This is a genomic window from Psychromonas sp. CNPT3 (genome assembly GCF_000153405.2).
GTDB lineage: Bacteria > Pseudomonadota > Gammaproteobacteria > Enterobacterales > Psychromonadaceae > Psychromonas.
Genome location: NC_020802.1, coordinates 2,426,569 through 2,452,804, shown reverse-complemented (window position 1 = coordinate 2,452,804; position 26,236 = coordinate 2,426,569). Strand labels below are relative to the sequence as shown.

Genomic DNA, 26,236 nt, shown 5'->3' with positions numbered 1-26,236 from the left:
TAATGAAAAAGTTTGATATACAGAAATATAAAATAGAATTTATGGAAAAATTCCCTTTCGATTTTAGTACATGGATGTCGCCGACTATTCGTGATTACTATTCTCTTTGTATTAAAAGAGCGCATTCGAATCGTGAGCAATTTCGTTTGTGGGTGAAAGAATATAGTATCTTAAAAGATGGAAAAACGATTAATGTAGCGCAAAAGCCGGTCAACCTTTCACCCGAAGCGCGTGAATTGTTTTTAACCTTGCGAGCTCAAATTGGTGAAGAGGTGCATGTGGGCGACTGGTTGGCGATTGAGCAAACGCGTATTGATCAATTTGCACACGTGACAGAAGACAAGCAATGGCTACATACGGATGTACAAAGAGCAAAAAAAGAATCGCCTTTTAAGACGACGATTGCGCATGGTTTTTTAACACTTTCGTTATTGCCTTACCTAACGGACAGTGTAGATCCTGAAAAATCGCCTTATCCGGGGGCGAAGATGACAATCAATTATGGTTTAAACCAAGTACGTTTTCCGTATCCGATAAAAACAGGGAGCGTGGTGCGAGCACACAGTCGTTTAATTAAAGTAACCCCTATAAAGCGCGGTTTAGAAATAGAGAAAGAGATCTCTGTTGAAATAAAAAACACGCGTAGGCCCGCCTGTGTAGCGGTTTCTGTCGTTCGGGTCTACTTCTAAGTTTATATACCTATCCCCCAAAAGCTTTAAGGATGAAACCTTAAAGCTTTTTTTTTAATTAATTTCCTAAAGTTATTTTGTAGGCAGTCGATATAGTATTTAAGTCTGAATATCGACTGTTTTGAAAATGAAGCGACACGGCAAGTAAAATAAATTTTAAAAAAAGTTTAAAGTTATTTTTTAAGCGGTCGATACAAGATATATACACAATTACACTGCTTTATATTTATAAGTAAAGTCAGAAAATAACCTAGGAGTAGATTATGGCTCAAGTAGTAAACACCAATGTGATGTCATTGAATTCACAACGTCAGTTGAATAAATCACAAGCGTTAGGTAACCAAGCAATGGAACGCCTATCTTCTGGCTTACGTATCAATAGTGCAAAAGATGATGCTGCGGGTCTTGCAATCTCTACGGGAATGCAATCACAAATTAAAGGTATCAACCAAGCCGTACGTAATGCAAATGATGGTGTTTCAATGTCACAAACTGCAGAAGGGTCTATGGATGAAATGACCAATATTTTGCAACGTATGCGTGAGCTATCTGTACAGTCTGCCAATGATACTAACTCATCATCAAACAGACAATCCATTCAAAAAGAAGTGGATCAGTTGCATTCAGAATTAGATCGTATCGCTGAAACAACAGAGTTTAATGGAGCAAAACTACTTAATGGTACAGCGGGTAGTACTACGCTACAAATCGGTGCTAATGAAGGTCAAACATTAACTTTTTCTATCGATTCTGTAAGTACTAATGCATTGGGCCTAAATGGCGATTTGAACAAAGCCGACCTTAATGGTGGCCGTGTAGTAAGCGCAATTGCTGAATCAACGATTGATATCAATGGCGTGACTATCGGTACTGCAACGGATATTACCGGTAATACAGCCCAGGCTAATGCCAATGTAATTAATGATAAAACATCAGAAACAGGTGTTATGGCAACAACGTATAATGTTGTTCAAGGTGCATCGACCGAAGCAGGTAAAGCGGTATCTGGTATCACTACGGGATTAGAAATTAAAATTGGTGACGATGCAACGGTTACACTGGGCGCAACATCGTCTATGTCTAACTTAGTAGAAACAATTAACCGTGATGTGGGTGGCGTAACAGCTTCTTTAGATGATAACGGTGGCTTACTATTAACCAATGATACAGGCAAAGATATTACTATCGGTGGTACAGTGGATAACTCTGGTTTAACTGCCGCTACAAGTACTGGTTTTATTGCACTTAAAAGTATTGATGGCTCTGCGATTAGTATTAATGATAAAGGGGATCCGAGTGCGGGTGTTGAAACACTTAAAACAGGTTTCTTAGTATCAAATGGTGCGGGTACATTAACAACTGACTCTACTGTTGCATTAGATACTGCGACCGTGTTAAAAGAAGATAAAATTCAAATTAATGGCATTGATTTGGTATCGACTGGCGGTACTGCCGGTGAGTTACTCGGCGCTGTGAATGCACTGACAGAACTTACGGGAGTTACTGCAACTGAAGTTACAGGTGGTGGATTTGTACTAAGCTCTAAAGATGGTAGCGCAATTGAAGTGACATCTAAAGCGGATGGTCAAGCAGCACAAGCAACTGCACTAGCAAAAATTGGTATGGGTAATGAAATGGGTGGTAAAGTTATCCGCTCTTTAGGCACCAACGTATCTACAATGGCGGGTGCATCAAGTGCAATTACTTCGATTGATAAAGCACTGGGACAAATCAGTGGATCACGTGCGGGCTTAGGTGCATTACAAAACCGTTTGGGCTCTACCATTTCGAATTTAGAAAATGTATCACAAAACTTGTCAGCATCTAACTCTCGAATTCAAGATGCAGATTTTGCTCTTGAAACTTCTAAAATGAGTAAAGCGCAAATTCTACAACAAGCGGGTACTTCGATGTTAGCACAAGCAAATGCATCAGCAAAAAGTGTACTTTCTTTACTTGGTTAAAGATGAGGGTGCTACCTTTATATAGTGTTAATATAGCTCCCTAGCAATAGGGGGCTTTTTCGCTATTTATAACAATGGATTATTGTGGAGGTTATATGTCAGATTTTACTATTTCATCATCACCTATAAATAGACAGGCGAATGAAACCTCGAAGGAACGAGACGTCGAAAAGATCGATACTAAGGATCAGATCAAGGAAGATAAAGCCCTCGATAGTATGAGTGCTAAAAGTGATCCTAAAGATTTGAAACTGGGTATTGATAACATTGAAGAGACCGTTGCTGAGATTAATGATTTTATGAGTAGCATGCAAAGTCACCTTTCTTTTCATATTGATAAAGAGCTTGAACAAGTCATTATATCGGTGATTGATGGTGAAACGGATGAGGTTATTCGTCAAATTCCATCAGAAGATTTAGTGATCTTATTAAAAAAGATGGACGGTGTTAAAGGAATGTTGTTTGATACCAAAGTATAGCTAAAGAGTAACTTAGCTAAATATTAATTATATGTGGTGATGTTGGTTCATTTCTTGCTTAGATAGTGATATTCGTGCATTAATGAGTCATATCAATTAAGGAGTTTCATATGTCATCAGTAACTTCAACAGGGCTTGGCTCTGGACTTGATATTAATGCAATTGTTGGTGCAATTGTTGGGGCGGAAAAAGATCCTGCTTTATCTAAAATCACCAAAGAAGATGCCAAAGCCACCGCTATAATTTCTGCTTATGGATTACTTAACGGTGATCTTGATGATTTTAAATCGTCTTATAAAGACCTCGCCTATAGCTCTACATTTTCAGCCGCCAGTGCTTCAAGTAGTGATACTTCCATTCTTGATACAAAACTCGGTGTGGGTGCTCAAACGGGTACATGGCAGTTTGAAATCAAACAAAAAGCACAAGCACAAACACTCGTTTCTGGCGCTAATAGTAGTTTTTCGAGTGTTAAAGATCCTATTGGTGAGGGTGTTATTTCGTTGCGTTTTGGGGCTTATAATGAGGATGGCAGTGATTTTTCTGTTAATGCGGATAGGCCTATCGAAAAAATCACGATTGATGGTAAAAATAACTCATTAGAAGGCTTACGTAATACCATTAATAATGGTGATTATAGTGTTAATGCTTCGATTATTAATGATGGTAATAATTACCGGTTAGTCTTAACCAGTAAAACAACAGGTAAAGAGAATGCATTAGAAATAACGGTGGCAGATGCCAACGGAGACGCTCTTCCTAGCTCGAATGCTTTAAATAACTTTACGTATACTGCAACTCAGAAAAATTTAGAGCAAACATCTTTGGCACAAGACGCCATCATTGTGATGAATGGCATTCAAATTACTCGTGATAGTAATGAGATCACCAGTGTCATTGAAGGTGTGACTTTAAATATTAATGGTGAAACTGCGCCGGGTAAAAAAGTAACACTTAAAATTGATGCTGATAATAGTAAAGTGAAAGAGCAGATAGAAGCTTTTGTTGAAAACTATAATGCCACGTTTGCTAAAATGAATGAATTAACCTCTTATAAAGGCGCTAAAGCCGATAATAACGGTGTGTTAAACGGTGATTCAACGATCCGTAATATAAAAAGTATGATGCGTGGCGTGTTAAATACACAGGTTAAACATATTCAAGGTAGCATCCATAGTTTTGCTGACCTAGGTATTTTAACGAAACGTGATGGTACGTTAGAATTAAACTCTTCAAAGTTTGAAGATGCATTAAAGAATGACATGCAAGGTATTGCTGACTTTTTTACGGCAACAGGTGTTGCGAGTGATACTTTAGTTTCATTTGATAAAAATAGTAGTTTAACTAAGCCTGGGACTTATGATGTTGAAATTCTCAAGCTAGCGACACAAGCAACACTTAAGGATGGGCTTGTATCTAGCCTGACTCCATCCGTTAATTCAGGTAATGATACGTTTAAAATGCGTATTGATGGCTATCTTTCTGAAGATATTGTACTGAGTCAAAAAACCTATGCATCCATTGATGATTTAGCAACAGAAATGCAGTTGAAAATAAATTCAGATCCTAATTTCATAAAAAACGGGATCAGTATTAGTGTGCTCAATGACGCGGGTAAACTTTCTTTTACATCCAATAAATATGGATCGGGATCAAGCTTGGCTTTTAATGAAGTGGGTGCTGATTTTTATGCTGATTTTGGTGTTGGTGTTGTATCAGCGGGGATTACGGGTAGTAATGTACACGGTAAAATAGACGGTCACTTAGGTTATGGAGATGGTCAATTTTTACTATCAGAAAAAGGCGATTCTACAGGCATCAAGTTATTAATAGAAGGGGGTGCTTTAGGTCCTCGTGGCGATGTGACTTATGCCGAAGGTATGACTAAATTGATGAATAATTTATTATCGGGTATTATTGATAGTAATATATCGGGCTCTAGTGGTGACACGAGTACAAGTAGTGGCATTATCGATGGTAAAGTAGATTCTTTATATAAGAAAATAGCGTTACTTGATACTAGAAAAGAAAGTTTAATATACCGAATGGATAAACTAGAAGCACGTTTATATAAAAACTTTAATGCGATGGATTCGGCCGTTTCTATGATGGGTAATACCATGACCAATTTAAAAAACTCTTTAAAAGCGTTACCGGGTTATACACGAGATTAACATCACGATCCTCTTATTTTCTACATTAAATAATTTAAAATATTTAATGTGGAAAATCGTTTTTTAACACGAATATTCATTACCGCCTTCTTTTTATCGTGCTCAATCCCTTATTTTATATCCATTACCAATCAAAGTGCTTTATTCAGGTGTCAGTTCGGATACTAAGGCAAGGCGCAGTATGATGACAATGCCCCGCGTTTATCAAATACAGCAACGCTGAATTAGTTTTCGGACTGACGAGCGGAAGCTTAAAGGCAAACATCTTCTGCATAAGAACGTTTCAGTTAAAGCCGTTATACCTTCAACTTTCTTCCTATAATATATTTGCTTCGCCACTTTCTTAATTTTTAACCTTGAATGATAACGGGTATATATAGCTGAAAGGGTCATATATTTTTTTGTGTGTAAAGATCCTAAATGGGTCTATCTCGGCGGACTTAGACTAAATAATAATTTATAGTATTTATAGTGAGTACGTCATAATTTATGACGCATTTTCCTTGTTAAAAATACAGGATATTGTATATCTGTTTTCTTTATATTAAAATGATATTTGTTATGTGATCTAAATGATTATATGTGAATATTATTTATCCGTTAAATTAATAAGGTTTTTAAAGCATGCCAGCAGATCCTCTCATTGTTAAAATTCAAAGTCAGTTATTACGAGCTACATTCATAAAAAACATGCTCACGCTGAAAATGGAAATGCCGGATCTTTATAATTTTTATAAAAATTATCAGCCATCAAAGATGCAATTAGGGATCGATGAGCAAGATCAGGTTAATTTAATGAGTGCGGGAAAATTTGTTTATAATGGTGATCCTAAATTATTTAGTCAGGCACAAGTCGATGCTTTTTTTATAGCCCCTCCTAATTTTAGTTTTGATGTTCTTAAACAAGAAAAACAAAATTACCAGCATGAAAAAGTGATCCATGAGATCTTTGAAAAAAGAAGAGAAGAGCTATGCTCCGATAGACCGAGTCAATTAAAAAAACAGGGAGAGATAACTTTTCTCGCTATTATAGGCTCTGGTTTAGGTTATCATATTGAATCTCTTTTTAGTCAAAGTGCTATCCGTTCTGCCTTTATTTTTGAACCTGAGCCTGATTGTTTTTTTGCCACCTTACATTGTCTTGATCTTGCTGAAATCATTCACCATTGCCGTGAAAATGGGGGGGAACTGATCATTAAAGTTGGTGGTGGTGAAATGGAATATGTTAATGAGGTTAACGCCTTTTTTAAGAAAAGAGGTTATTTTAATGTCGTTAACATGTATTTATATCGGCACTATTGTAGTGATAAGACCAATGATGCGTTTAAAACGATTAATGATCTTGCTTATCGTTTTCGCAGTGGTTGGGGATTTTGTGAGGATGAAGTGATCGGCATTAGTCATACATTAACTAATATCTCGGAAGATCAGGCTCCTATTTTATTAAATAAAGGTAAGAAAAATAAGCAGAAAATGCCTGTTTTTATTATAGGAAATGGGCCATCACTCGATCATTGCCTTGCGTATATAAAAGAAAATCAAAATAATGCGATTATTATTTCATCTGGAACATCATTAAAACCCTTATTAAATTATGGCATCATTCCAGATTTACATGTGGAGCAAGAGCGGCCCGCGAGTATCTACCAATGGGTGAAAAAAATAGGCCATGCACAAACATTAAAGAAAATAGATCTTATTTGTTTAAATACCGTTTACCCTAAAATTTTGGATTTATTTAAAAAGACGCATATAGCATTAAAGGCGGGTGATGCAGGCACCTCGTTTATTCATGATTATATTTCTACAAAATACAAAGAACTCTTTTTCTGTAATCCAACCGTTACCAATGCATCAACGGCAGTAGCGGTGGCGATGGGCTTTAAAAAGTTATATTTATTTGGCTTAGATTATGGTTTCAAGTCAGAAGATGAGCATCATGCACAAGGCAGTATCTATTTTGAAGATATGAGCGACTTTAAAATGCAAGGCGAGTTTAAGGTGCCGGGTAGCTTTAGTGACTCTGTCTTTTCTACGCGTATTTTTGATCGATCGCGTGGCGTTTTGGAGATGTTACTCGATAAAAATCGTGATGTGAAATGTATTAATAGCAGTGATGGTGCCGCCATTATGTTTACAAAAGCTATCCGCGTTGAAAATTTTAAAAAATTAAGTCCCATTAAGTATAAAGCGAAGGTCGTACAATCTTTATTAACAAAAAACTTTGACAACAGTTATCATTTAAGTCGAGATCTTAGTGTTGATTTTAGGCGTTTACTGGTTGATTTTCATAAATACATGACACAAATTATTGCCTATACGGATCTTGTGAGTGATAGGGAAACAATGCTGAATGCCTTCTCGTTACAATATGAATTCATACAAAATATTGAAAACGATCGAACAAAAAAACTTTTTCATCGCTTTATGAGTGGCTCCCTTAATTACTTACAATCGAGCGTTGCGAGTAACGTTTATCGTTACCAGGACACGTCTCAACAAGCACTTTTTATCAGATTTAGTTTAAATAAAATGAATGAGCACTTAACCTGGCTGGTTAATGATCTTGCGGAAAATTTTAATCAGCCAGCCAAAGCTTAATAGGATATTTTATGGATGAGCGACAGTTACGATTAAAATTAAAACGCGCTGGCACGCTTGCTAAAAAGCGTGACAATATTAAGTCCATTGCATTATGCAAAAAAATAATCAATGCGGCGCCGCAAGAGCCGCATGCGTATAAATTACTCGTTACAAATTTGATCGCATTAAAGCGTTTTGATGAAGTCGAAGAAAATTTAAAGAAAGTACTCACAATATTGTCAGGTGAAGAATCGAATGTCTTAGTGCATTTATTAGGGTGTAATTATTTAAAGCAAGAAAAATATAGTGATGCGCTCACAATATTAGAAGGGCTTTTTAATCAAACGGGACATAGCCATATATTATTAGATATAGGACTCGCATTATTCCATTTAGGCGAATATAAACAGGCACGAGAGGTGTATTTAAAATTAATCGAAATCGAGCCGGATCATCATCAAGCTAAGTTTAATTTATATCCTATATTATTATATTTTGAAGAATATAAGGCGGCTTGGACATGCTTTCATAGTCGTCTTGAACGCCAAGAAATAAAGGATCAAGTACACTGGTTTGCACCTAAATGGAACGGAGAGTCACTTGTAAATAAAGTTATTATTATTTATCCAGAGCAAGGTATGGGTGATAACTTAGCCTATAGCGGTTGTTTTGATGAGGCAATTTTAGATGCGAAGCAGACTTATATTATTTGCGACCCGCGTTTAAAAAAACTGTATGAATATAATTTCTCAGGGGCAATTATTTTATCTTTTGAGCAAATTAATACAACGCATTGTATTGATCAAAAAGTAGATCTACAAATACTAGCGGGTTCGTTGTCTTATTTATATCGACTTTCAACCTATTCTTTTGTGCAACAGCCCCTCCTTAAGATAGCGCCTCATTTAATCGAGGATAAAAGAAAAAAATCTAACCAAGTAAAACTCCATGTTGGGATATCTTGGTTTCATGGGAAAGTGAATAATAACAATGTAGATTCAATGCCATTAGAAGCGTTATTGCCCTTATTAAAAATACCAGGTATTGAATGGGTTAATTTGCAGTTCGGAGAGCATCAACGAGAACGCGATGAATTAAAGCATAAATATGGCGTTGATATATTACATTTTAATGACTGTGGTGCTGATTCTGATTTTGATCATTATGGGGCTTTAATTTCTAATCTAGATCTGGTTATCTCTGCGAGCAATGCAGCCTTAATGTTTGCGACGCGTTTAGGTGTTAAGTCATGGATGTTTACACCTACAAAAGAGGTGTTTTTTGAAGGGGGGGAGTTTACGGCTCTTTTGGCTGAAAAAAATGCACGTTATTTTTATAAAAAACGAGAGCCCAATTGGGACAATGTCGTTGCAGATTTTTGTGATGAAATTAAATTAATATTAGAGGAGAAGAAATAATACCGGGGATGGATCCTCAATGATCAATCTTTCTTTTTCTCTAAATATTTTATTCTCGATATCTTTCATCGATAAGGCAACGCCTCTTTTATAATAAAAGTATTTTTACATCAATTTAAATCTTTGAATAATTCTGACATGTATTTCTATATTGTTAGCGTCGTCTAAACTGCTTTTTAGTTTTTTCTCTCCCTTTATATATTCTTGCTTTTTTCCTCTTGTTTTTATTGTGTCTTTTGAAAGCGAATGCTTACATATAAAAAAAAAGGTAACGTAAATGTTGCTTGTTGACGCGCTTTTGTCGAAAGACTGTGAAAGAGATCAAGCTTTTTGGTCTTTTTTGTGTTTTCGGTTGTTCTCCTTTGTTGCTTGCGTTACGATAAAGCGAAAGAAAACGAAAGATAAATCTTTCGTTGTATATTTCCTTTTATTTTTACACTTCATTGTAGAGGGTTTATATGACGAAAAGATCCGATCGCTAGTATGGAGCGCATTACGTTTACATTTAGCGAATAAAGAAAATTTTAAATGTACTAATAAAATAAACGTTTCACTTATTTTTGGTTTTTGATTTTAGCTATATAGCTAAGTGCTGAGTATTAATGCGCTATATATAAATGCGCTTAATACTGGGTGTACTTATATAGATGAAAATTTTAAATATCATAAATAAAAAGAAAATGTATTTTTATTAGATCACATTACTATATTTTGGAGTTAGTTAATGAATACCCTTCAACAGATTGTACAACGACATAAATCGGGAGAATCTTGTGGAATTTACTCTGTATGTTCTGCGCACCCTCTTGTTATTGAAGCCGCATTATCTCAAGCCTTAGAAGATGACTCAGTTGTACTTATCGAAGCGACATCTAATCAAGTCGATCAATTTGGTGGCTATACAGGTATGACCCCTAAAGATTTTATTGATTTTGTTCTAGAAAAAGCATTCACACTTAAATTTCCTAGTGAGCGCATTATTTTTGGTGGAGATCATCTCGGTCCTAATCGCTGGCAAAATACTAACGCAAAAGAAGCGATGCAAAATGCAGATGCTCTCATTGTTGCTTATGTATCAGCAGGATTTAAAAAAATTCACCTTGATTGTAGTATGTCTTGTGCAGATGATCCGGTGCCTCTTTCTGATGAGATCGTTGCTCATAGAGCAGCTCGACTCGCTAAAATTGCAGAAGATACTGCCGTAAAAGAATTTGGAAGTAGCGATATCGTTTATGTTATTGGTACAGAAGTACCGGTACCAGGTGGCGCATTAGAAGAATTACTTGAATTAGAAGTCACCTCACCAGAGGCTGCTAAAAAGACAATTAACACGCATAAACAGGCTTTTGCTAAAGTGGGTGTTGAAAGTTGTTGGGATCGCGTTATTGGTCTTGTCGTGCAACCTGGTGTTGAATTTGATCATACGGGCGTTATTGATTATTGCCCAGAAAAAGCCAGTGAACTTAGTGCTGTTGTCGATGCTTATCCGCATATGATATTCGAAGCGCATTCTACCGATTATCAAACAGATAAAGCCTATCATGCCCTCGTTGAAGGACACTTTGCTATTTTAAAAGTGGGTCCAGCGCTTACTTTTGCAATGCGTGAAGCATTATATGATCTTTGCTCTATCGAGGAAAATATGGAGCCTGAAGCAGATTGCAGTCATTTACGTGAGACCGTTGAAGCTAAGATGTGCGCTTCACCTGAATATTGGGAAAAATATTACCAAGGCAATGAGGTAGAGCAACGTTTTGCTCGCACGTTTAGTTTCAGTGATCGTGTTCGTTATTACTGGCCTGATAAAAAGATACAAAATGCACAAGAAATATTATTTTCTAACATTGAAAAATCAAAGATCCCTTTTCCTCTATTAAGCCAATATATGCCTCAACAATTTGATGCATTAAGAAAAGGGTTGATCACTGATTCACCTAAGGAATTGGTTTTAGATAGAATTCGTCATGTATTACGTAGTTATGCGCAAGCCAGTAAACAACGAGTTGCTGTTAAAGGAGACTTGTAATGGAAAAGTATTTGGGTTATGCGGAAAAAGAACTACATGAATTATCCGCATTTTGGACAGCAAAAGAGATATCTCAACAACCAAGTTCTTGGTTAAAAACGGTCGATCTTATTAGCGACGCCAGTGATGATATACAGACTCTTTTAACTAAAATTGATGCCTATTCTGATTTACGCATCATATTAACGGGTGCCGGTACATCCGCTTTTGCAGGAGAGTCGATTGCACCCGCATTAACTGAAAAATTAAAACGCCGTATTGAGGCTATTTCTACAACGGATCTTGTTGGAAACCCAAAACAATATTTCTCTGAAAATATTCCAACATTATTAGTGTCATTTGCTCGCTCTGGTAATAGCCCAGAAAGTTTAGCTGCTGTGGAGCTGGCTGATCAATGTCTTTCTAATTGTTTTCATTTGATCCTTACGTGTAATGCAGAAGGAAAATTATATCAGCAATGCCAAGGTAATAAGAATGCATTGGCATTATTAATGCCTGAAGAAACAAATGATCAATCATTTGCGATGACCTCTAGTTTTTCTTGTATGTTATTAGCGGCTGTTTTAGTTTTATCTTATAAAACTCCTTTTTTAACTGATATGAAAAATATATCTGCAGTCTCAAGTGTATTACTTGAAACGATGCATGAAAATATAACCGAGACAGCAACGTATGATCATAAACGGGTTATATATTTAGGCAGTGGGGGCTTTAAAGGCTTAGCCAGAGAATCGGCATTAAAACTGTTAGAGCTAACGGCAGGTCAGGTTGTTGCTTGTTATGATTCACCTCTTGGCTTCCGTCATGGTCCAAAATCCATTGTTGATGAGACAACATTTATTGTTGTATTTATTTCTAATGATCCTTACACCCGTTTATATGATTTAGATTTATTAGCGGAATTGCGTAAAGATGCACGCGCAAGTAAAGTACTGGCGATCACGGCGCAAAAAGATGATAGCGTTACCGATGGTGAGTATATTTATGTACCTAATATGCAACAGGCCGGCGATGTCGAATTATTATTCCCTTACATGTTATTTGCGCAAGCTTATTCATTCCATCGTGCAATAGCAATTAAGAACTCTCCGGATAAACCTTGTCCGAGTGGAGAAGTTAATCGCGTCGTACAAGGCGTAACGATCCATTCTTTGTAAGTAATTATATTACCCAAAAAGAGTAGCCGTTTTGGCTACTCTTTTTTTTTAGTGGCGCATTGTCTATTTCGTCTTATTGTTAAGCGGATATGTTGCTGTTTAAATGGATTTACGTGTTTTAATGCATAAATCGATGACTAAGATGAATGCTTTTTCTTTTTCTTTTTCTATTTCTATTTCTATTTCTATTTCTATTTCTATTTCTATTTCTATTTCGTTTTATTTTATAATATTATTTTTTCTTGTTTTTTCATATATTGTTCAATTTATTTAAAAATCAACATGATAAAAAAAGTAATCAAGATAAATCCTCACAATAAAAACAATCATTACTTGATAGTCCCTTCACCTTTATATACTTCGACAAATTTTGAGAAAAAAAAGATAAATAATTTAAAAGAAGAATGACCTCATATTTTAATCCATTTTTTTTGTTTTTTAATATTTTCAATATGCAAATGAGCCTTGTATATCTAGCGCAAATTTTATCTGTTATATAAATGAAAAATCGGGTGATTTGTCTATGTTATTTTTTTATCAAATAAAACAATACAAAACAAAATTAAAAACATACTGTTTTTTGTTTTTTATAAAAATAATGAAACGAAAACATTAAAATATCAAAAAAAAAGGTGGTTTATAGATCTTATTTGTTTTTATTTTTTATTTTCTGTTTTTATTACTATATAACAGCAAGGTTGTTACTTTATTCTCTGAATGTTTATCACTTGTTATTTGTAAGGGTAAATGCTTGAGGTAAATAGTTCAGCTTAATATAAGCCACTGTTTTTTAACGTGTTAATTGTTTTTGTTGTCCTGTTTTTTTACTGAAAAATAACCTTTTAATGCGTTGTCTATTCCCTTTTAAATCCATAATTTCCGCCATTTAAAACTAATGTTATTCTCATTTAAATTAATATTTAATATTTATTTAAAGAATTGAAACGCCTTTTTGTTTTTTTGTGCAGTCCATCAAAGAAACAAAATGAAAGATAGTAGATACTCTATTTAGTAAATTTTTCGATCAAAATGGAGAGAGATAATGAGCGACACAAATATAGTATGGACGCGTATTGATGAACGTCTTTTACATGGTCAAATTAGGATCACTTGGGGAAAACATACCGAGGCTAATTTAATTTTAGTGGCTAATGATGATGCTGCTGAAGGACCCAATGCTGCTTTTATGCAAGCAGGAATGAAAGCCTCTGCGGGGGGTGAATATGCAGTGCGTTTCTTTAATATTCAAAAAACAATTGATGTGATCGGTAAAGCTTCCGCAAAACAAAAAATATTTATCTTGTGTAATAACCCGATGGATGTTGCTCGGTTAGTTGAAGGTGGCGTACCTATTACCCAATGTAATATTGGCAATATGCATTATCACGATGGTAAGCGTCAAATCACCAAAACAGTTTCTGTCAATGATGCAGATATGGATGCTTTTAAACGTATTATCGCCAAAGGTGTACCTTGTACAGTGCAAAATACACCGGATCAAAAAGCGGTCGACATTATTGAATTAGTTGCTAAATAAACGAAATATTTTACTTAACATTAAAGACATAAAAAGGAATAAATCATGATCTTTGAAGCTTCGATGGTTGCAATATGGGCCTTCTTTTGTGGTATCGACAAGTACGATGTCGCGCTGAACATTCATCGCCCTCTTATTACGGGACCGGTAGTTGGTTTTATAATGGGAGACATGCAAATCGGTCTGATAGCCGGTGCAACACTTGAGCTAGCTTGGCTTGGCTTAGTGCCAAATGCAGGCGCACAGCCACCAGATGTAACCATGGGTACGATTGCAGCTGTAGCCTTTGCGGTTATGACTGGACAATCTGCTGATGTTGCGATGGGTGTCGGTATGCCGATTGCAGTATTAATGCAAATGTTGATCATCGGTTTCTTTGCGGTAACGTCATTTACGATGGGTATTGCGGATAAACACGCTGATAATGCAAATCCAGGAGGCATTGATAGACTCCTTATTTCAACGATATGTACACGGGCCATGTTATATGCCGTGATAGCCTTCTTTACCATCTACTTTGGTGAGCATGGTGCTGCATGGATTGATGAAAATGCACCAAAAGTATTGTTAGTTGGTTTAGGTATTGGCGCGAAAATGGTACCTGCAATCGGTTTTGCAATGCTACTTAAAATGATGTGGTCAAAAGAGGTGGCGGGTGTCTTCTTTATTGGCTTCGTAATGACAACCTATTTACACCTTCCTGTTATGGCTGTTGCGGTATTAGGCGCATCAGCGGCTGCGATATATTACTTCTTTAGTGCAAGTAGCAACAATAACAATTCAAATACTAGCAATGAGGACTTTGAAGATGGGATCTAATATGAAAAATGAAATGGATGCTCAAGTCCAAGGCTCAATGAGTAAAGATATTGATGCTTATGAAGACACTGCTGTACGCCAAGTTATCACTAAAAAAGATCTTTGGATGTGTGGGTTACGTGGTCTGTTTATGGAAGGTAACTTTAACTTTGAACGTATGCAAGGTGGGGGATTTGTATTCTCTATTATCCCCGCGCTCAAAAGGATCCACGGTAATAATAAACGCGATTTAGCGGTTGCGCTTAAAAATCACCTGCAGTTCTTTAATGCGAGTCCTAAGTTATTTACATTCTTATTGGGTACTTCCATCGCGATGGAAGAAAACAAAGAAAAGCCATCAACTATTAATGTTATGAAAGTAGCAGGAATGGGCCCAACAGGCGGGATTGGCGACGCTATCGATCACATGACGTTGATGCCTTTAACATTGGCACTCGGTGCATCTATTGCGCTTGATGGTTCAATAGCCGGTCCTTTTGTATTCTTCTTCTTATATCAAATCGTTCACTTCTTTGTGTACTTTGGTTTGTTATTTATGGGTTACAAAGCAGGAACAGCCGCCATGGTTAATATGGGCGATACAACAGAGCGTTTAGCAAAAGCTGCCAACATTATGGGTATCTTTGTTATCGGCGCACTATCTGCTTCGTTTATTCACCTGAAAACGACTATTTCACTCGAAATGGGTGGCAAGGTGGTCGAGTTGCAAAGTGCATTATTTGATAAAATAATGCCGAATATTCTGCCTCTTACTTTAGTCTTCTTCATGCTAATGATGGTTAAGAAAACGGGTTTTTGGTCAAAACCGCCAGTGCTTATTTTTGCAACGCTAGCTGCGGGTGTTGTGGGTCATGTTTTCGGAATTGTATAACAAGTAAATAAGTAAGGAAGAGAGGCCTCTCTCTTCCTTTTTTCTTATTAAAGGAGTGGGATATGATTGGTCTTGTTGTTTCAGGGCACATTAATTTTGCAACGGGTATGGCATCTGCCGTGCACGCTATTACTGGCGATCAAGATAACTTAGCCTTTGTTGATTTTGTAACGTCGATGTCCACAGATGAATTAGAGAATGCACTTAATATTGCAGCTGATGCCGTTGATACTGGCGAGGGCGTTTTGTTTTTAACAGATTTACCCGGTGGCTCACCTGCTAATCGGGCCTTATCACTCGTTATTAAAAGTCAAAATAAAGAAGTCATTGCGGGTGTTAATTTACCCATGATAGCCAATGCAGTCTTTGAACGAGACGATGTTAGCTTAAAAGAGTTAGTTCAAATGTTAATCGAAATCGGCACGTCTAGCATACAAGATATGCGTCAACAATTTACATTGGCATTAAATACTGCTGATGATGAATGTGCGGATGGATTGTGATTTTTTTATTCTTTTACTTTGCATGAGTATATAAATCATATTCTTGCATATTTTTTAAGCAAAAGAGTAAAGTATAAAAGTTAAGCTTTTACTTTAAAAAGCAGACATTAATTTAAATGAAAAATAGTTACCTAGGAGTTTCAGATGGAAATACGTCAACCTATTCATAGTGCACATGCAAAACAACTCGATACAGAGCAATTACGTGAGCATTTTTTAATTGAAAATTTATTTCAAGAAGGTCAGATTAATCTAACCTACAGTCATATTGACCGTATTATAGTGGGCGGTATCTTACCAACATCAGGTCGCCTTGAATTGGAAGGTGGTAAAGAGCTCGGTGTTGATTTCTTTTTACAACGCCGTGAGTTAGGTGTTATTAACATTGGTGCCGCTGGACGCGTGATTGTTGATGGTGAAACGTTTGAGATTGGTGCTCGTGAAGCAATTTATGTCGGTATGGGCGCAGAAAAAGTGTCTTTTGAAAGTGTAGATGATAAAAATCCTGCACGATTTTATCTTAACTGCGCACCCGCACATCATGCTTATCCAACACGTAAAATCACACGTAAAGATGCATCGCCTGAAACATTAGGCTCTGCTGAAAACTGTAATGTACGTACGATTTATAAATACTTCCACCCCGCTGTATTACCGACGTGTCAATTAGTAATGGGCATGACGGAGCTTGCTCCTGGTAGTCTATGGAATACGATGCCTTGTCATACACATGAAAGACGTATGGAAGTTTATTTATATTTTGATATGAGTGACGATAACATCGTATTTCACTATATGGGTGAGCCTCAAGAAACTCGCCATTTAGTGCTACGCAATGAACAAGCAGTGATAAGCCCAAGTTGGTCAATCCATTCAGGTGTAGGCACCGCGCGTTACACCTTTATTTGGGGAATGGTAGGTGAAAATCAAACCTTCCACGACATGGATCATGTTGCACTGCGTGACCTTAAATAGCTTGTAATAAAGATGAGCTTTTATTTTAAAAGCTCATCTTTGATAAGATAACAATTTTACTGTAAATCTGATTTACAGTGTTTAACTAGCCTATATAAGGAAGATTAAAATGTCGGTTGGCAGTAAAAAAAACATATTAGAAGCGATGAAACGAGTTTATCGTTATCAAGCACAAAACCAAACACGTAGCGTACTTAGACGCAGTGGTAAAACCCGTTTTATTAAAGATACTGATTGGGAACGTGGTGTCTTTTGGTCTTCAGTTGCAGCCGCTTGGAAAGCAACAGATGACAGTGAATATCTTGATGGGGTAATGAATTATACGTTACATACCGGTTTTAGAACGGGCCCTAATGCACGTTTTGCCGATGATCATATTTGCGTACAAGCCTATTTAGATGTGTACCCTGTCGTTAATCAAAAAGAAGCGCTTGAGCCAACCATTAAAGCATTTGATTTGATGCTTGATGATCCTCAATTAGGACGTAAAGATTGGTGGTGGTCTGATTCATTATTTATGGCCCCCCCGGGATTCGCAGCACTATCTGAATTGACGAAGGATCCTCGTTACTTAGAGTATATGAATACTGCTTTTTGGGATTCAGTTGAGCATTTATACGATCCTGAAACAGGGCTTTTTTATCGCGACCAGCGTTATATACCAAATATTGAGCGCACTGAACTGCGTGAAGCCAATGGTGAAAAAGTATTTTGGAGCCGTGGTATTGCTTGGGTTTTAGCCGCTGTGCCTCGCATACTTGCACACATGCCTGAAAATTATGTAGATCGTCCTAAATACATTGAATTATATAAAAACCTAGCGAAAGAAATTATTAAATATCAACAAGCTGATGGTTTTTGGCGCACAAGTTTATTAGATCCAGAGGCGTTTCCAGCCCCTGAAAGTAGTGCAACGGCACTATTTTGTTACGGTCTAGCTTGGGGTCTCAATAACGAGATCTTAGATAAAGACATCTATTTACCCATTGTTGAAAAATCATGGGATGCATTACTACCTTGTATTCATGATAATGGCATGATCGGTTGGGTACAGTTACCTGCCTTTAATCCGCGTGATGTCGAATTTGAGCATAATATTGATTATGGTGCTGGCGCCTTTATTCTTGCTGCCACACAAGTGATGTTGCTCGGCGAATAAATTTAGTCTCTATTGATATTAAAAGGAAAATATAAGCATATTATATTTTTCTTTTTTTATTTATAGCACATTATTTTTTGATAGGGATGTCAATTAAGTGCTTTATGTTTACGCAGCAACGCGATTTTTATTCATTATCGTGATACCGATACTGAAAAAGTAAAGGTTACATTCGTAGACACATTTTAGGGAGCATATCTAAATTTAGGGTTTTTCCTTAGAGGAGATTTTAAACGATGAGTGTAAAAATAAAAGAAACACAACGACCACATATCCCTTGTGAGCATCCCGATGCCAAAATGTATTGCTCCTTATTAAAAGAAAATGTGCGTCGTCAAATATATAAAAAATCTAAATATCACCGCAATGATAAAAAAATAAAACAGATTTTTCAACAAGATGATGTTGCGTTTAAACAAAAATGTCATTTATTAAGTGCTTATGTAGTAGAAGCCTTTGAGCATTACGCGCTATGGGATAATACTTATGCTTACTACCCTGGGCGCCCTAGCCAACAAAGTGCAAAAACGGATGCACTTGAAGGGGTAAGCCGCGTTTTGCCGACGCTGGCCGCTTGGTTACATGCAAATCAAGGCAATATGCAGGGCTTAACGGCAATGGAAGGCCGGAAGATTGATGTGCAACAAATGTTGTTTAGCGCCTTTTTAGCGGGCACTGATCCTGCGCATAGAGGTTACTGGGGGATACTTTCTGATCATGATCAGAAAATATGTGAAAGTGCAGATCTTGCTTTAGCGCTGTGGATAGCCAAAGATTTTATTTGGGATCAATATAATAAAGTGCAACAAACACAAATCATGACCTGGTTTAAGCAAATTAATCACTGTAAAACGGTTGATAATAATTGGCATCTGTTTGTACTAAAGGTGCAATTTGTGATCAAAAGTCTCAGTGGTGAAGATTTTATCGCCCATGATAAATATGCGCGCATAAAAGAATTTTATGTAGGCGATGGTTGGTTTAGAGATGGTGCTAAAGGTAATTATGATTATTATAATGCGTGGGGATTTCATTATTCATTGTATTGGTTAGATCAAATTGATCCTGATTTTGATGCGCAGTTTATTCATCAAGCAATGGCCTCGCACGTAAAAAATTATCGTTACTTTTTTACCCCACAAGGTATTCCTTTTTTTGGTCGTAGTGCTTGTTATCGACTCGCCGCCGCTGTGCCTCTTCTTGCATCATTAGATCAAGGTAGTTCGGCGATAAGTGTTGGCGAGGCAAAGCGCGCATTTAGAATGAGTCTTGAGTATTTTATTGCACATGATGCGTTGAAAAATGGCGCTCCGACACAAGGCATGTTTAGTGATGACGCGCGTCTTGTTGATAATTATAGTGGCCCCGCGAGTTGTTTTTGGTCCATGCGCGCGCTTAATATTGCACTTTATTGTGGGCAACGCATTAATCTTTGGGACTGCGTTGAAAGCCCCTTGCCGATTGAGCAGGGCGACTTTGAGTTTGATATAGATGCGATTGCCGCTAAGGTTATTGGTATTTCTAAGACCCAAGAAGTCGTGGTTATTTTTAAAGAAGATTATACCAAAGATCAAGATCCTTGTTCGCGAGCATTGCAAAAGCAAAGTATCAAATCAAAGTGTAAAGAGGTGCTAACCGGAAGGGCTGATAGACCCAAAAATAATTTATTACGCAAAGGTGTCACTTGTTATTCTTCTAAAATGGGGGCTTTTTTTTGATCCAGAATTTGAATAATAGGGCACCGTTAACACAAATAATAAAAAACGATGCAAGTACGTATTCTTGCCTTTCGTTTTGTAAATAAAATATATATAACAAAGGAAATTAAAATGTTAAAAAAAAGAGTCGCCGTTTTACTTGCAGATGGCTTTGAAGAAGGAGAAGCGGTTGTCTTTATCGATATAATGCGCAGACTAGATATTGAGGTCGATGTATTATCTTCTATGAAAACGACTGCCCTTAAAAGCTATTTTGAAACGCGGATCACAGCCGATCATACGTTAGACTCTCGTGTTACAGAAACATACGATGCAGTGATGATGCCGGGTGGGCCTGTTGGTACTGATAATTTATCGGCGAATACACAGGTTATTTCGTTTATAAAAAGACACATGCAAGAAGGGAAGTATATCTGCGCCTTGTGTTCTTCTGGCGCAAAAGTATTAGCCGCACATGATTTACTTGAAGGGAAAAATTACACAACCGGTGATGGCCTCAGCGATAAATATGCAGATGGAAATTACCAACAAAAGAAAGTGGTGATTGATGGGAATATTGTCACCGGACGAGGTTTGGGCGTTAGTTTTGAATTTGCATTTAGTGTTGCGAAATTATTACTCGGTGATGAACGAGATCCTAAAAGGGATCGTAATAAAGTGGACTGGCAAGCAGATCACATTTATTTTGAGCATTGGCCTGTTTCTTAAAGTCTGCCGTTCTTCTTAGACGAGTAAGCGTTGTGAAATGTGCGCTATTGCACATATTTCACCTATTTAAAGATAAAAGAGACGTCTCTTTTATCTTTAAATTATTTATAGGCTTGGATTTTACTTTTATTACGTTTTTGTAATAAAGATTTATCTTTAAGTTGCTGGTGGACTTTTTTTGATCTACTTTGTAGGGTTGCTATTGCATCCTCTAAACGTTTTAAATCATCAATAACACCCACGAGTATAGGCTCAGGGTTATTATACAAAAGCGCATTGACTTGATCGGAAAAAAAAACTTGTTGCTGTTGAAATAGCTCATAGTTTTCATCGTCAAGAATTTGATGAAGTTTCGTTTGTAGCTTAAATAATGCCAATAATTGAGTTTGTATATTGAGCATAAAGCACCTTCTTAGCGATCATATTGTCGGCGAACATCAGGAGGTATCGCATCCCATGCCGATTTTATTTCATTTATGAGCGAGCCAACTTCCGTTAATGGGCTGGTGTCATTTTTCATATTAGCTTGGGTAACTTGGCTTATCATATAAGAATATAAGTCATATAAATGGCGCGATATATCACCTCCCTTTTCCATATCTAGACTATCTTGTAGCTCTCCGATAAGGCCAATCACTTTGCCCAATAGTTTGTTTTTATTTTCAATATCTTTGCGATCTATGGCCCCTTTTGCAGCTGCGAGATTACCCAGTATATGTTGCATTATCAAAGAGATAAGTGCATGTGGATCTGCTTGTTCAACATGAGTCATGCTGGTGTTTTGATATTTTTTTAGAGACAAGCGCATGTATAATTTTCCTTACTAACGAGATGTTCTTATTAAGTTTACGTCTAAATGGGTTTTTTTAGAATAATTTAATGCTTTTAATTAACTTTTTTTTTATTGCATGTAAACTAGATGTCATATACTTATGCAATAGGTCTATACAGGATAAAGCAAAAATCGAACCAACATTTTAAATTTTAACAAATTAAAACCGTCATAATTTAGTCTCCGTCACTTTTTTGACATGGATTGTTCGCATTTTTACCTTTTACGTTTAAACTTATGAAAACCTTATTTTTTAGAGCAGGTAACATGCAACAACGATTTCCAATTTATGTGGTTGATATCGACCAAGAACAATACAATGAACTATCTGCAGTATTTAATTTTATTGGCGAAACATGTGAGCGAGTTGAAAAAGCAGAATTATTAGATAAAGTAAATCAAGTGCGTCCCTTAGCCATTATTTTAGGCGCAGTCTCTTCTGACTTATTTCAACAGTTTCCTCGTAGTGCTTTTTTGACTTTATCCGGCGAAATCAATGTTGATAATGATAATCACATCGCAGTATTAACCAAACCCATGATTTATGCCTCGTTAATGCAGTTTTTGTATTATTGTCAGTCTTTTAATTGCCCTAAACAAAAATTACATAAAACCAATAAGTATTTAGTGAATGCCTTAATTGGTCGAGGCGATCGTATTGCAGATATTCGTTATTTGATTGAGCAAGTTGCCGACAGTAAAGCCAATGTTTTGATTTTAGGGGAATCGGGTACGGGAAAAGAAGTGGCTGCCCGTGCAATTCATGATATATCAAAACGTAATAAAGGCCCCTTTGTGCCGATTAACTGTGGTGCTATTCCTGCTGAATTATTAGAAAGTGAATTGTTTGGACATGAAAAAGGCGCCTTTACGGGGGCCTTTGCCCAGCGTAAAGGGCGTTTTGAGCTTGCTTATGGCGGTACTTTATTCTTAGATGAAATTGGTGATATGCCGATGCCAATGCAAGTTAAGTTATTGCGTGTATTGCAAGAGCGTACTTTTGAACGTGTTGGTGGTGTTAAAACGATACAAGCTGATGTACGTATTATTGCGGCGACGCATCGCAATTTAGAAACGCTGATCGAAGAAGGTAAATTTAGGGAAGATCTTTATTATCGTTTAAATGTATTTCCTATCGAGAAACCAGCACTGCGCGACCGATGCGAAGATATTCCTTTATTATTGCAAGAATTATTAGCGCGCTTACAAGTTGATCATAAAGCGACCTTACGTTTTACGCAGCGGGCGTTAGAATCGTTAATGGCACATAATTGGCCGGGTAATGTTCGCGAATTATCTAATCTTTTAGAACGATTATTGATATTAAATGCCAATAAAATCGTTGATCTTAGTGATCTGCCGATTAAATATCGTTATGTAGATGCGCAAGGTGAAGACACTGAGGTTATTGAGTACAGTGAAGAGCAAGAGGCTATCGCTGAGCGTGACGCCTTATGTGATATGTTTTCATATATTCCAGAGGTTACAGAAGATACTGAGGTCTTAAATGGCTCTTTAGGGTTTTTAGGACATTTACCTCAAGATGGGATGAATTTAAAAGATAAGTTAACCGAATTTGAAATAGAGATGATAAAACAAGCGCTTGATAGCCAAGATGGCGTTGTTTCTCATGCTGCAGAATTATTATCAATGCGTCGTACTACGTTAGTTGAAAAAATGAAAAAATATGGTTTAAGTAAATAATACCTGTCATTTATCTGGCACGTTAAGTCTAACTGCATGTAAAACATAGTGTTTTTTGTTGGCACGATCATTGCTCTATTGCTTATATATTAAATTATATAAGCAGGTAAAGTGATGAATACTCGCAATGAGCCACAGAATGCCAAAAAATTGGATGTAGAGTCTTTCTCTGGAGAGCTAAAGCAGTTGCGCGCCCAAGCAAATTATATGCAACAACTCTATAATGAATTGCCTTCTGGTTTGATTGTTCTCGATACGGATGGCGTGATAGAGCAAGCTAACCGTGTTGCTGTTACTTTACTTGACGCACCTTTATTAGGGCAATTATGGAGCGATATTATCGCGCGTTCATTTACCCCTAAAAATGATGATGGACATGAAATATCATTACGTAATGGGCGCCGTATTCAACTGTCTATTTCACCGCTTAATGGTCAGGCAGGACAGCTTATATTGTTAACAGATTTGACCGATACGCGTAGATTACAAGCCCATGTAGCTAAATTACAGCGCTTATCCTCATTGGGTAAAATGGTAGCATCATTGGCGCATCAAATTAGAACGCCTCTCTCTGCTGCGATGTTATATGGTGCTAACCTTGCGAATAAAACATTAACTGAAGCCTCTCGCCAACGTTTTCAGGGCAAACTAATGAACCGTTTAGGAGATTTAGAAACGCAGGTTAACGATATGTTGTTATTTGCACGCAGTGGCGATCAAAAAATTATTGAAGAAGTCTCTGTAGTGCGTCTTATTGAAGATGTTAAAGAGGCAAGTGAAGCACTATTAGCCAGTGTAGATGGGAATTTACAATGTCATTTTCCCGATCCTGATTTAGTGATCCTCGCGAATAAAAGCTCATTAGTAAGCGCGATGACCAATCTAATTTCAAATGCGGTTGAGGCAACTGGGCAAGGCTCTCGTCTCTTTATTAGCGCGCAACGTCGAGGGGATAATTGGATGGAAATATCGGTTATGGATAATGGTCCTGGTATTGAGAAAGAGCAACTTGAAAAAGTCATGGAAGCCTTTTATACCACCAAATCACAAGGTACCGGTTTAGGGCTTGCGGTAGTGCAATCCATCGCTCAAGCACATAAAGGCAGTGTGGAAGTTAAATCAGAGTTTGGAAAAGGTAGTTGTTTTACATTAGTGTTACCGTTGCACCGCATCGGTGAACAGCAAAATTTATTTGGAAAAGTGGTAGGAGGCTAGTATGGCACAGGGAAAATTATTAGTAGTTGAAGATGATGCAGGATTACGTGAAGCGTTAATTGATACGTTATTATTAGCGGGCTACCACTGTGTTGAAGTTGATAGTGCAGAGCAAGCATTGATTGTGTTAAACCAGCAAAAATTTGATTTAGTGATCAGTGATATTCAGATGGGCGGTATGTCTGGCTTAACCTTATTACAAAATATTAAAAGAAAATATCCACAGTTACCGGTTCTTCTCATGACCGCTTATGCCACTATTAATGATGCAGTAAATGCAATGCGTGATGGTGCGATTGATTATTTAGCGAAACCCTTTTCGCCAGAAGTGTTATTAAATCAAGTGAGTCGCTATGCACCTATTAATCATGTTGAATCTTGCACGCCGATATACGGCGACCTACATACTGAAAAATTATTTAGTATGGCTAAAAAAGTAGCATTAAGTGATGCGACGGTTATGATCACAGGCCCGAGTGGTAGTGGTAAAGAAATATTATCGCGTTATTTACATGACCAATCGAGTCGTGCAGAGGGTGCTTTTATTGCCATAAATTGTGGCGCTATTCCCGATACAATGCTCGAATCGACGTTATTTGGTTATGAAAAAGGTGCGTTTACGGGGGCAATACAAGCCTGTCCGGGTAAATTTGAGCAGGCTCAAAATGGCACTATTTTACTCGATGAAATCACTGAAATGCCCCTTGAATTACAGGTTAAATTACTGCGCGTTTTACAAGAGCGAGAAGTGGAACGTTTAGGTGGACGAAAAATAATTAAACTAAATGTGCGCGTCATTGCGACCAGTAACCGTGATATTAAAGAAGCGGTCGCTGCCGGCACTTTTAGAGAAGATCTTTATTATCGTTTAAATGTATTTCCATTGCAGTGTTTAGCGTTAAATAAACGCCCTGGTGATATTTTGCCACTGGCAGAGCATTTATTGGCGCGTCATGCCTTAGCACAAAAACAACCGGTATCAGTATTGAGCGAGGCAAGTAAAGCCTTGCTATTAGCCTATCCTTGGCCGGGTAATGTGCGTGAATTAGATAATGTCATGCAACGCGCTCTCATTTTATCAGAGGGACCCTGCATTGAGCGTAATGCACTAATACTCGAAGACGCACAATTTGAAGAAAGACTTTGTGCGGGTGATTTCGAGCCGACAGAGGCAGAAGATATGGATGAGCCTCTGCCAACAAATGCAGTACTTGATCCTCAATTAGGGCTTGGTAAAGGCTTAAAAGATCAAGAAAAAAAGATAATATTAGATGCCTTGGAAAGTTGCTCTGGAAAGCGTAAAGATGTTGCTGAATTGCTGGGTATTAGTCCTCGTACATTGCGTTATAAAATTGCAAAAATGAAAGAAGAAGGGGTTTTACCCTTATAATGCCAAAGGAACTAAAAAAGTGATCCGTATTGTTTGGTGAAATTATCCCACCCTGCGTTGTGCGTTGTGAGTTTTGAAGTGAGAACAGCTATTTCATGTGATTCTCGCCTTGCTAGTGCTGATTTTTCCTGCGTAATATATGCTCACTTAATTAATCCCACTACGATAAAAAGGCTATCAATAAAGGTAGCCTTTTTTATGTCTTTTATATATAAGGCCTTCGGTGATTGGATAAAGGGTGCTTTTTCTGTTTTCCCTTAAATTCCTTGTTACCTCCATGTTAATGACATGTAAAGTGACGTAAATCCTTATGAT

The 26,236-nt window shown here is 37.1% G+C and carries 21 protein-coding genes; 19 read left to right on the top strand and 2 right to left on the bottom strand.

The window, feature by feature from the left end:
• Positions 1-2 precede the first annotated feature (2 nt).
• The 16 genes from PCNPT3_RS10745 (at position 3) to PCNPT3_RS10665 (ending at position 20,780) form a co-directional block, all read left to right on the top strand.
• On the top strand, positions 3-689 hold the full coding sequence (locus PCNPT3_RS10745) for a MaoC family dehydratase (protein WP_015465893.1): 687 nt from the start codon (positions 3-5) through the stop codon (positions 687-689).
• A 263-nt stretch (positions 690-952) separates the two neighbouring features.
• Positions 953-2,653: a flagellin N-terminal helical domain-containing protein gene (locus PCNPT3_RS10740; RefSeq protein WP_015465892.1), complete on the top strand. Its 1,701-nt coding sequence runs from the start codon at positions 953-955 to the stop codon at positions 2,651-2,653.
• A gap of 95 nt (positions 2,654-2,748) precedes the next feature.
• The gene (locus tag PCNPT3_RS13580; RefSeq protein ID WP_015465891.1) at positions 2,749-3,132 is read left to right on the top strand and encodes a flagellar protein FlaG; all 384 of its coding nucleotides are present in this window, start codon (positions 2,749-2,751) and stop codon (positions 3,130-3,132) included.
• Between the two features lie 110 nt (positions 3,133-3,242).
• Positions 3,243-5,306: a flagellar filament capping protein FliD gene (gene fliD, locus PCNPT3_RS10730; RefSeq protein ID WP_015465890.1), complete on the top strand. Its 2,064-nt coding sequence runs from the start codon at positions 3,243-3,245 to the stop codon at positions 5,304-5,306.
• Positions 5,307-5,930: 624 nt separating this feature from the next.
• Positions 5,931-7,907 (top strand): motility associated factor glycosyltransferase family protein, encoded by a 1,977-nt coding sequence (locus PCNPT3_RS10725; RefSeq protein WP_015465889.1) that lies wholly within the window; start codon positions 5,931-5,933, stop codon positions 7,905-7,907.
• Positions 7,908-7,918: 11 nt separating this feature from the next.
• The gene (locus tag PCNPT3_RS10720) at positions 7,919-9,307 is read left to right on the top strand and encodes a tetratricopeptide repeat protein (RefSeq protein ID WP_015465888.1); all 1,389 of its coding nucleotides are present in this window, start codon (positions 7,919-7,921) and stop codon (positions 9,305-9,307) included.
• A 724-nt stretch (positions 9,308-10,031) separates the two neighbouring features.
• The gene (gene kbaZ / locus PCNPT3_RS10710) at positions 10,032-11,333 is read left to right on the top strand and encodes a tagatose-bisphosphate aldolase subunit KbaZ (RefSeq protein ID WP_015465886.1); all 1,302 of its coding nucleotides are present in this window, start codon (positions 10,032-10,034) and stop codon (positions 11,331-11,333) included.
• Positions 11,333-12,490 carry an SIS domain-containing protein gene (locus tag PCNPT3_RS10705; RefSeq protein ID WP_015465885.1) on the top strand — a complete coding sequence of 386 codons (1,158 nt, stop codon included), beginning with the start codon at positions 11,333-11,335 and terminating at the stop codon, positions 12,488-12,490. Before kbaZ ends, PCNPT3_RS10705 begins: the two co-directional genes overlap by 1 nt.
• Before the next feature lie 1,042 nt (positions 12,491-13,532).
• A complete protein-coding gene (locus tag PCNPT3_RS10700; protein WP_015465884.1) occupies positions 13,533-14,027 on the top strand; it encodes a PTS sugar transporter subunit IIB in 495 nt (164 codons plus the stop codon).
• Positions 14,028-14,072: 45 nt separating this feature from the next.
• Positions 14,073-14,846 (top strand): PTS N-acetylgalactosamine transporter subunit IIC, encoded by a 774-nt coding sequence (gene agaW / locus PCNPT3_RS10695; RefSeq protein WP_015465883.1) that lies wholly within the window; start codon positions 14,073-14,075, stop codon positions 14,844-14,846.
• A gap of 1 nt (position 14,847) precedes the next feature.
• Positions 14,848-15,717 carry a PTS system mannose/fructose/sorbose family transporter subunit IID gene (locus PCNPT3_RS10690; protein WP_041771298.1) on the top strand — a complete coding sequence of 290 codons (870 nt, stop codon included), beginning with the start codon at positions 14,848-14,850 and terminating at the stop codon, positions 15,715-15,717.
• Positions 15,718-15,779: 62 nt separating this feature from the next.
• Positions 15,780-16,220 carry a PTS galactosamine/N-acetylgalactosamine transporter subunit IIA gene (gene agaF / locus PCNPT3_RS10685; RefSeq protein WP_015465881.1) on the top strand — a complete coding sequence of 147 codons (441 nt, stop codon included), beginning with the start codon at positions 15,780-15,782 and terminating at the stop codon, positions 16,218-16,220.
• A 144-nt stretch (positions 16,221-16,364) separates the two neighbouring features.
• Positions 16,365-17,195: a 5-dehydro-4-deoxy-D-glucuronate isomerase gene (gene kduI / locus PCNPT3_RS10680; protein ID WP_015465880.1), complete on the top strand. Its 831-nt coding sequence runs from the start codon at positions 16,365-16,367 to the stop codon at positions 17,193-17,195.
• A gap of 109 nt (positions 17,196-17,304) precedes the next feature.
• A complete protein-coding gene (locus PCNPT3_RS10675; RefSeq protein ID WP_015465879.1) occupies positions 17,305-18,354 on the top strand; it encodes a glycoside hydrolase family 88/105 protein in 1,050 nt (349 codons plus the stop codon).
• Between the two features lie 236 nt (positions 18,355-18,590).
• The gene (locus tag PCNPT3_RS10670; RefSeq protein WP_015465878.1) at positions 18,591-20,072 is read left to right on the top strand and encodes a DUF2264 domain-containing protein; all 1,482 of its coding nucleotides are present in this window, start codon (positions 18,591-18,593) and stop codon (positions 20,070-20,072) included.
• Between the two features lie 111 nt (positions 20,073-20,183).
• Positions 20,184-20,780 carry a DJ-1 family glyoxalase III gene (locus tag PCNPT3_RS10665; RefSeq protein WP_015465877.1) on the top strand — a complete coding sequence of 199 codons (597 nt, stop codon included), beginning with the start codon at positions 20,184-20,186 and terminating at the stop codon, positions 20,778-20,780.
• A gap of 101 nt (positions 20,781-20,881) precedes the next feature.
• On the opposite strand, the gene PCNPT3_RS10660 is transcribed toward PCNPT3_RS10665, so the two are convergent.
• Positions 20,882-21,181 (bottom strand): hypothetical protein, encoded by a 300-nt coding sequence (locus PCNPT3_RS10660; protein ID WP_015465876.1) that lies wholly within the window; start codon positions 21,179-21,181, stop codon positions 20,882-20,884.
• Positions 21,182-21,192: 11 nt separating this feature from the next.
• The gene (gene fliS, locus PCNPT3_RS10655) at positions 21,193-21,588 is read right to left on the bottom strand and encodes a flagellar export chaperone FliS (protein WP_015465875.1); all 396 of its coding nucleotides are present in this window, start codon (positions 21,586-21,588) and stop codon (positions 21,193-21,195) included.
• Positions 21,589-21,879: 291 nt separating this feature from the next.
• Here fliS and PCNPT3_RS10650 point away from each other — a divergent pair, with 291 nt between their 5' ends.
• The 3 genes from PCNPT3_RS10650 (at position 21,880) to PCNPT3_RS10640 (ending at position 25,921) form a co-directional block, all read left to right on the top strand.
• Positions 21,880-23,316 carry a sigma-54 dependent transcriptional regulator gene (locus PCNPT3_RS10650; protein ID WP_041771540.1) on the top strand — a complete coding sequence of 479 codons (1,437 nt, stop codon included), beginning with the start codon at positions 21,880-21,882 and terminating at the stop codon, positions 23,314-23,316.
• 114 nt (positions 23,317-23,430) lie between these two features.
• Positions 23,431-24,531, top strand: a complete 1,101-nt coding sequence (locus PCNPT3_RS10645) for a sensor histidine kinase (RefSeq protein WP_015465873.1) — start codon at positions 23,431-23,433, stop codon at positions 24,529-24,531.
• A gap of 1 nt (position 24,532) precedes the next feature.
• Entirely contained in the window at positions 24,533-25,921 is a 1,389-nt protein-coding gene (locus PCNPT3_RS10640; protein WP_015465872.1) for a sigma-54-dependent transcriptional regulator, read from the top strand.
• Positions 25,922-26,236 lie beyond the last annotated feature (315 nt).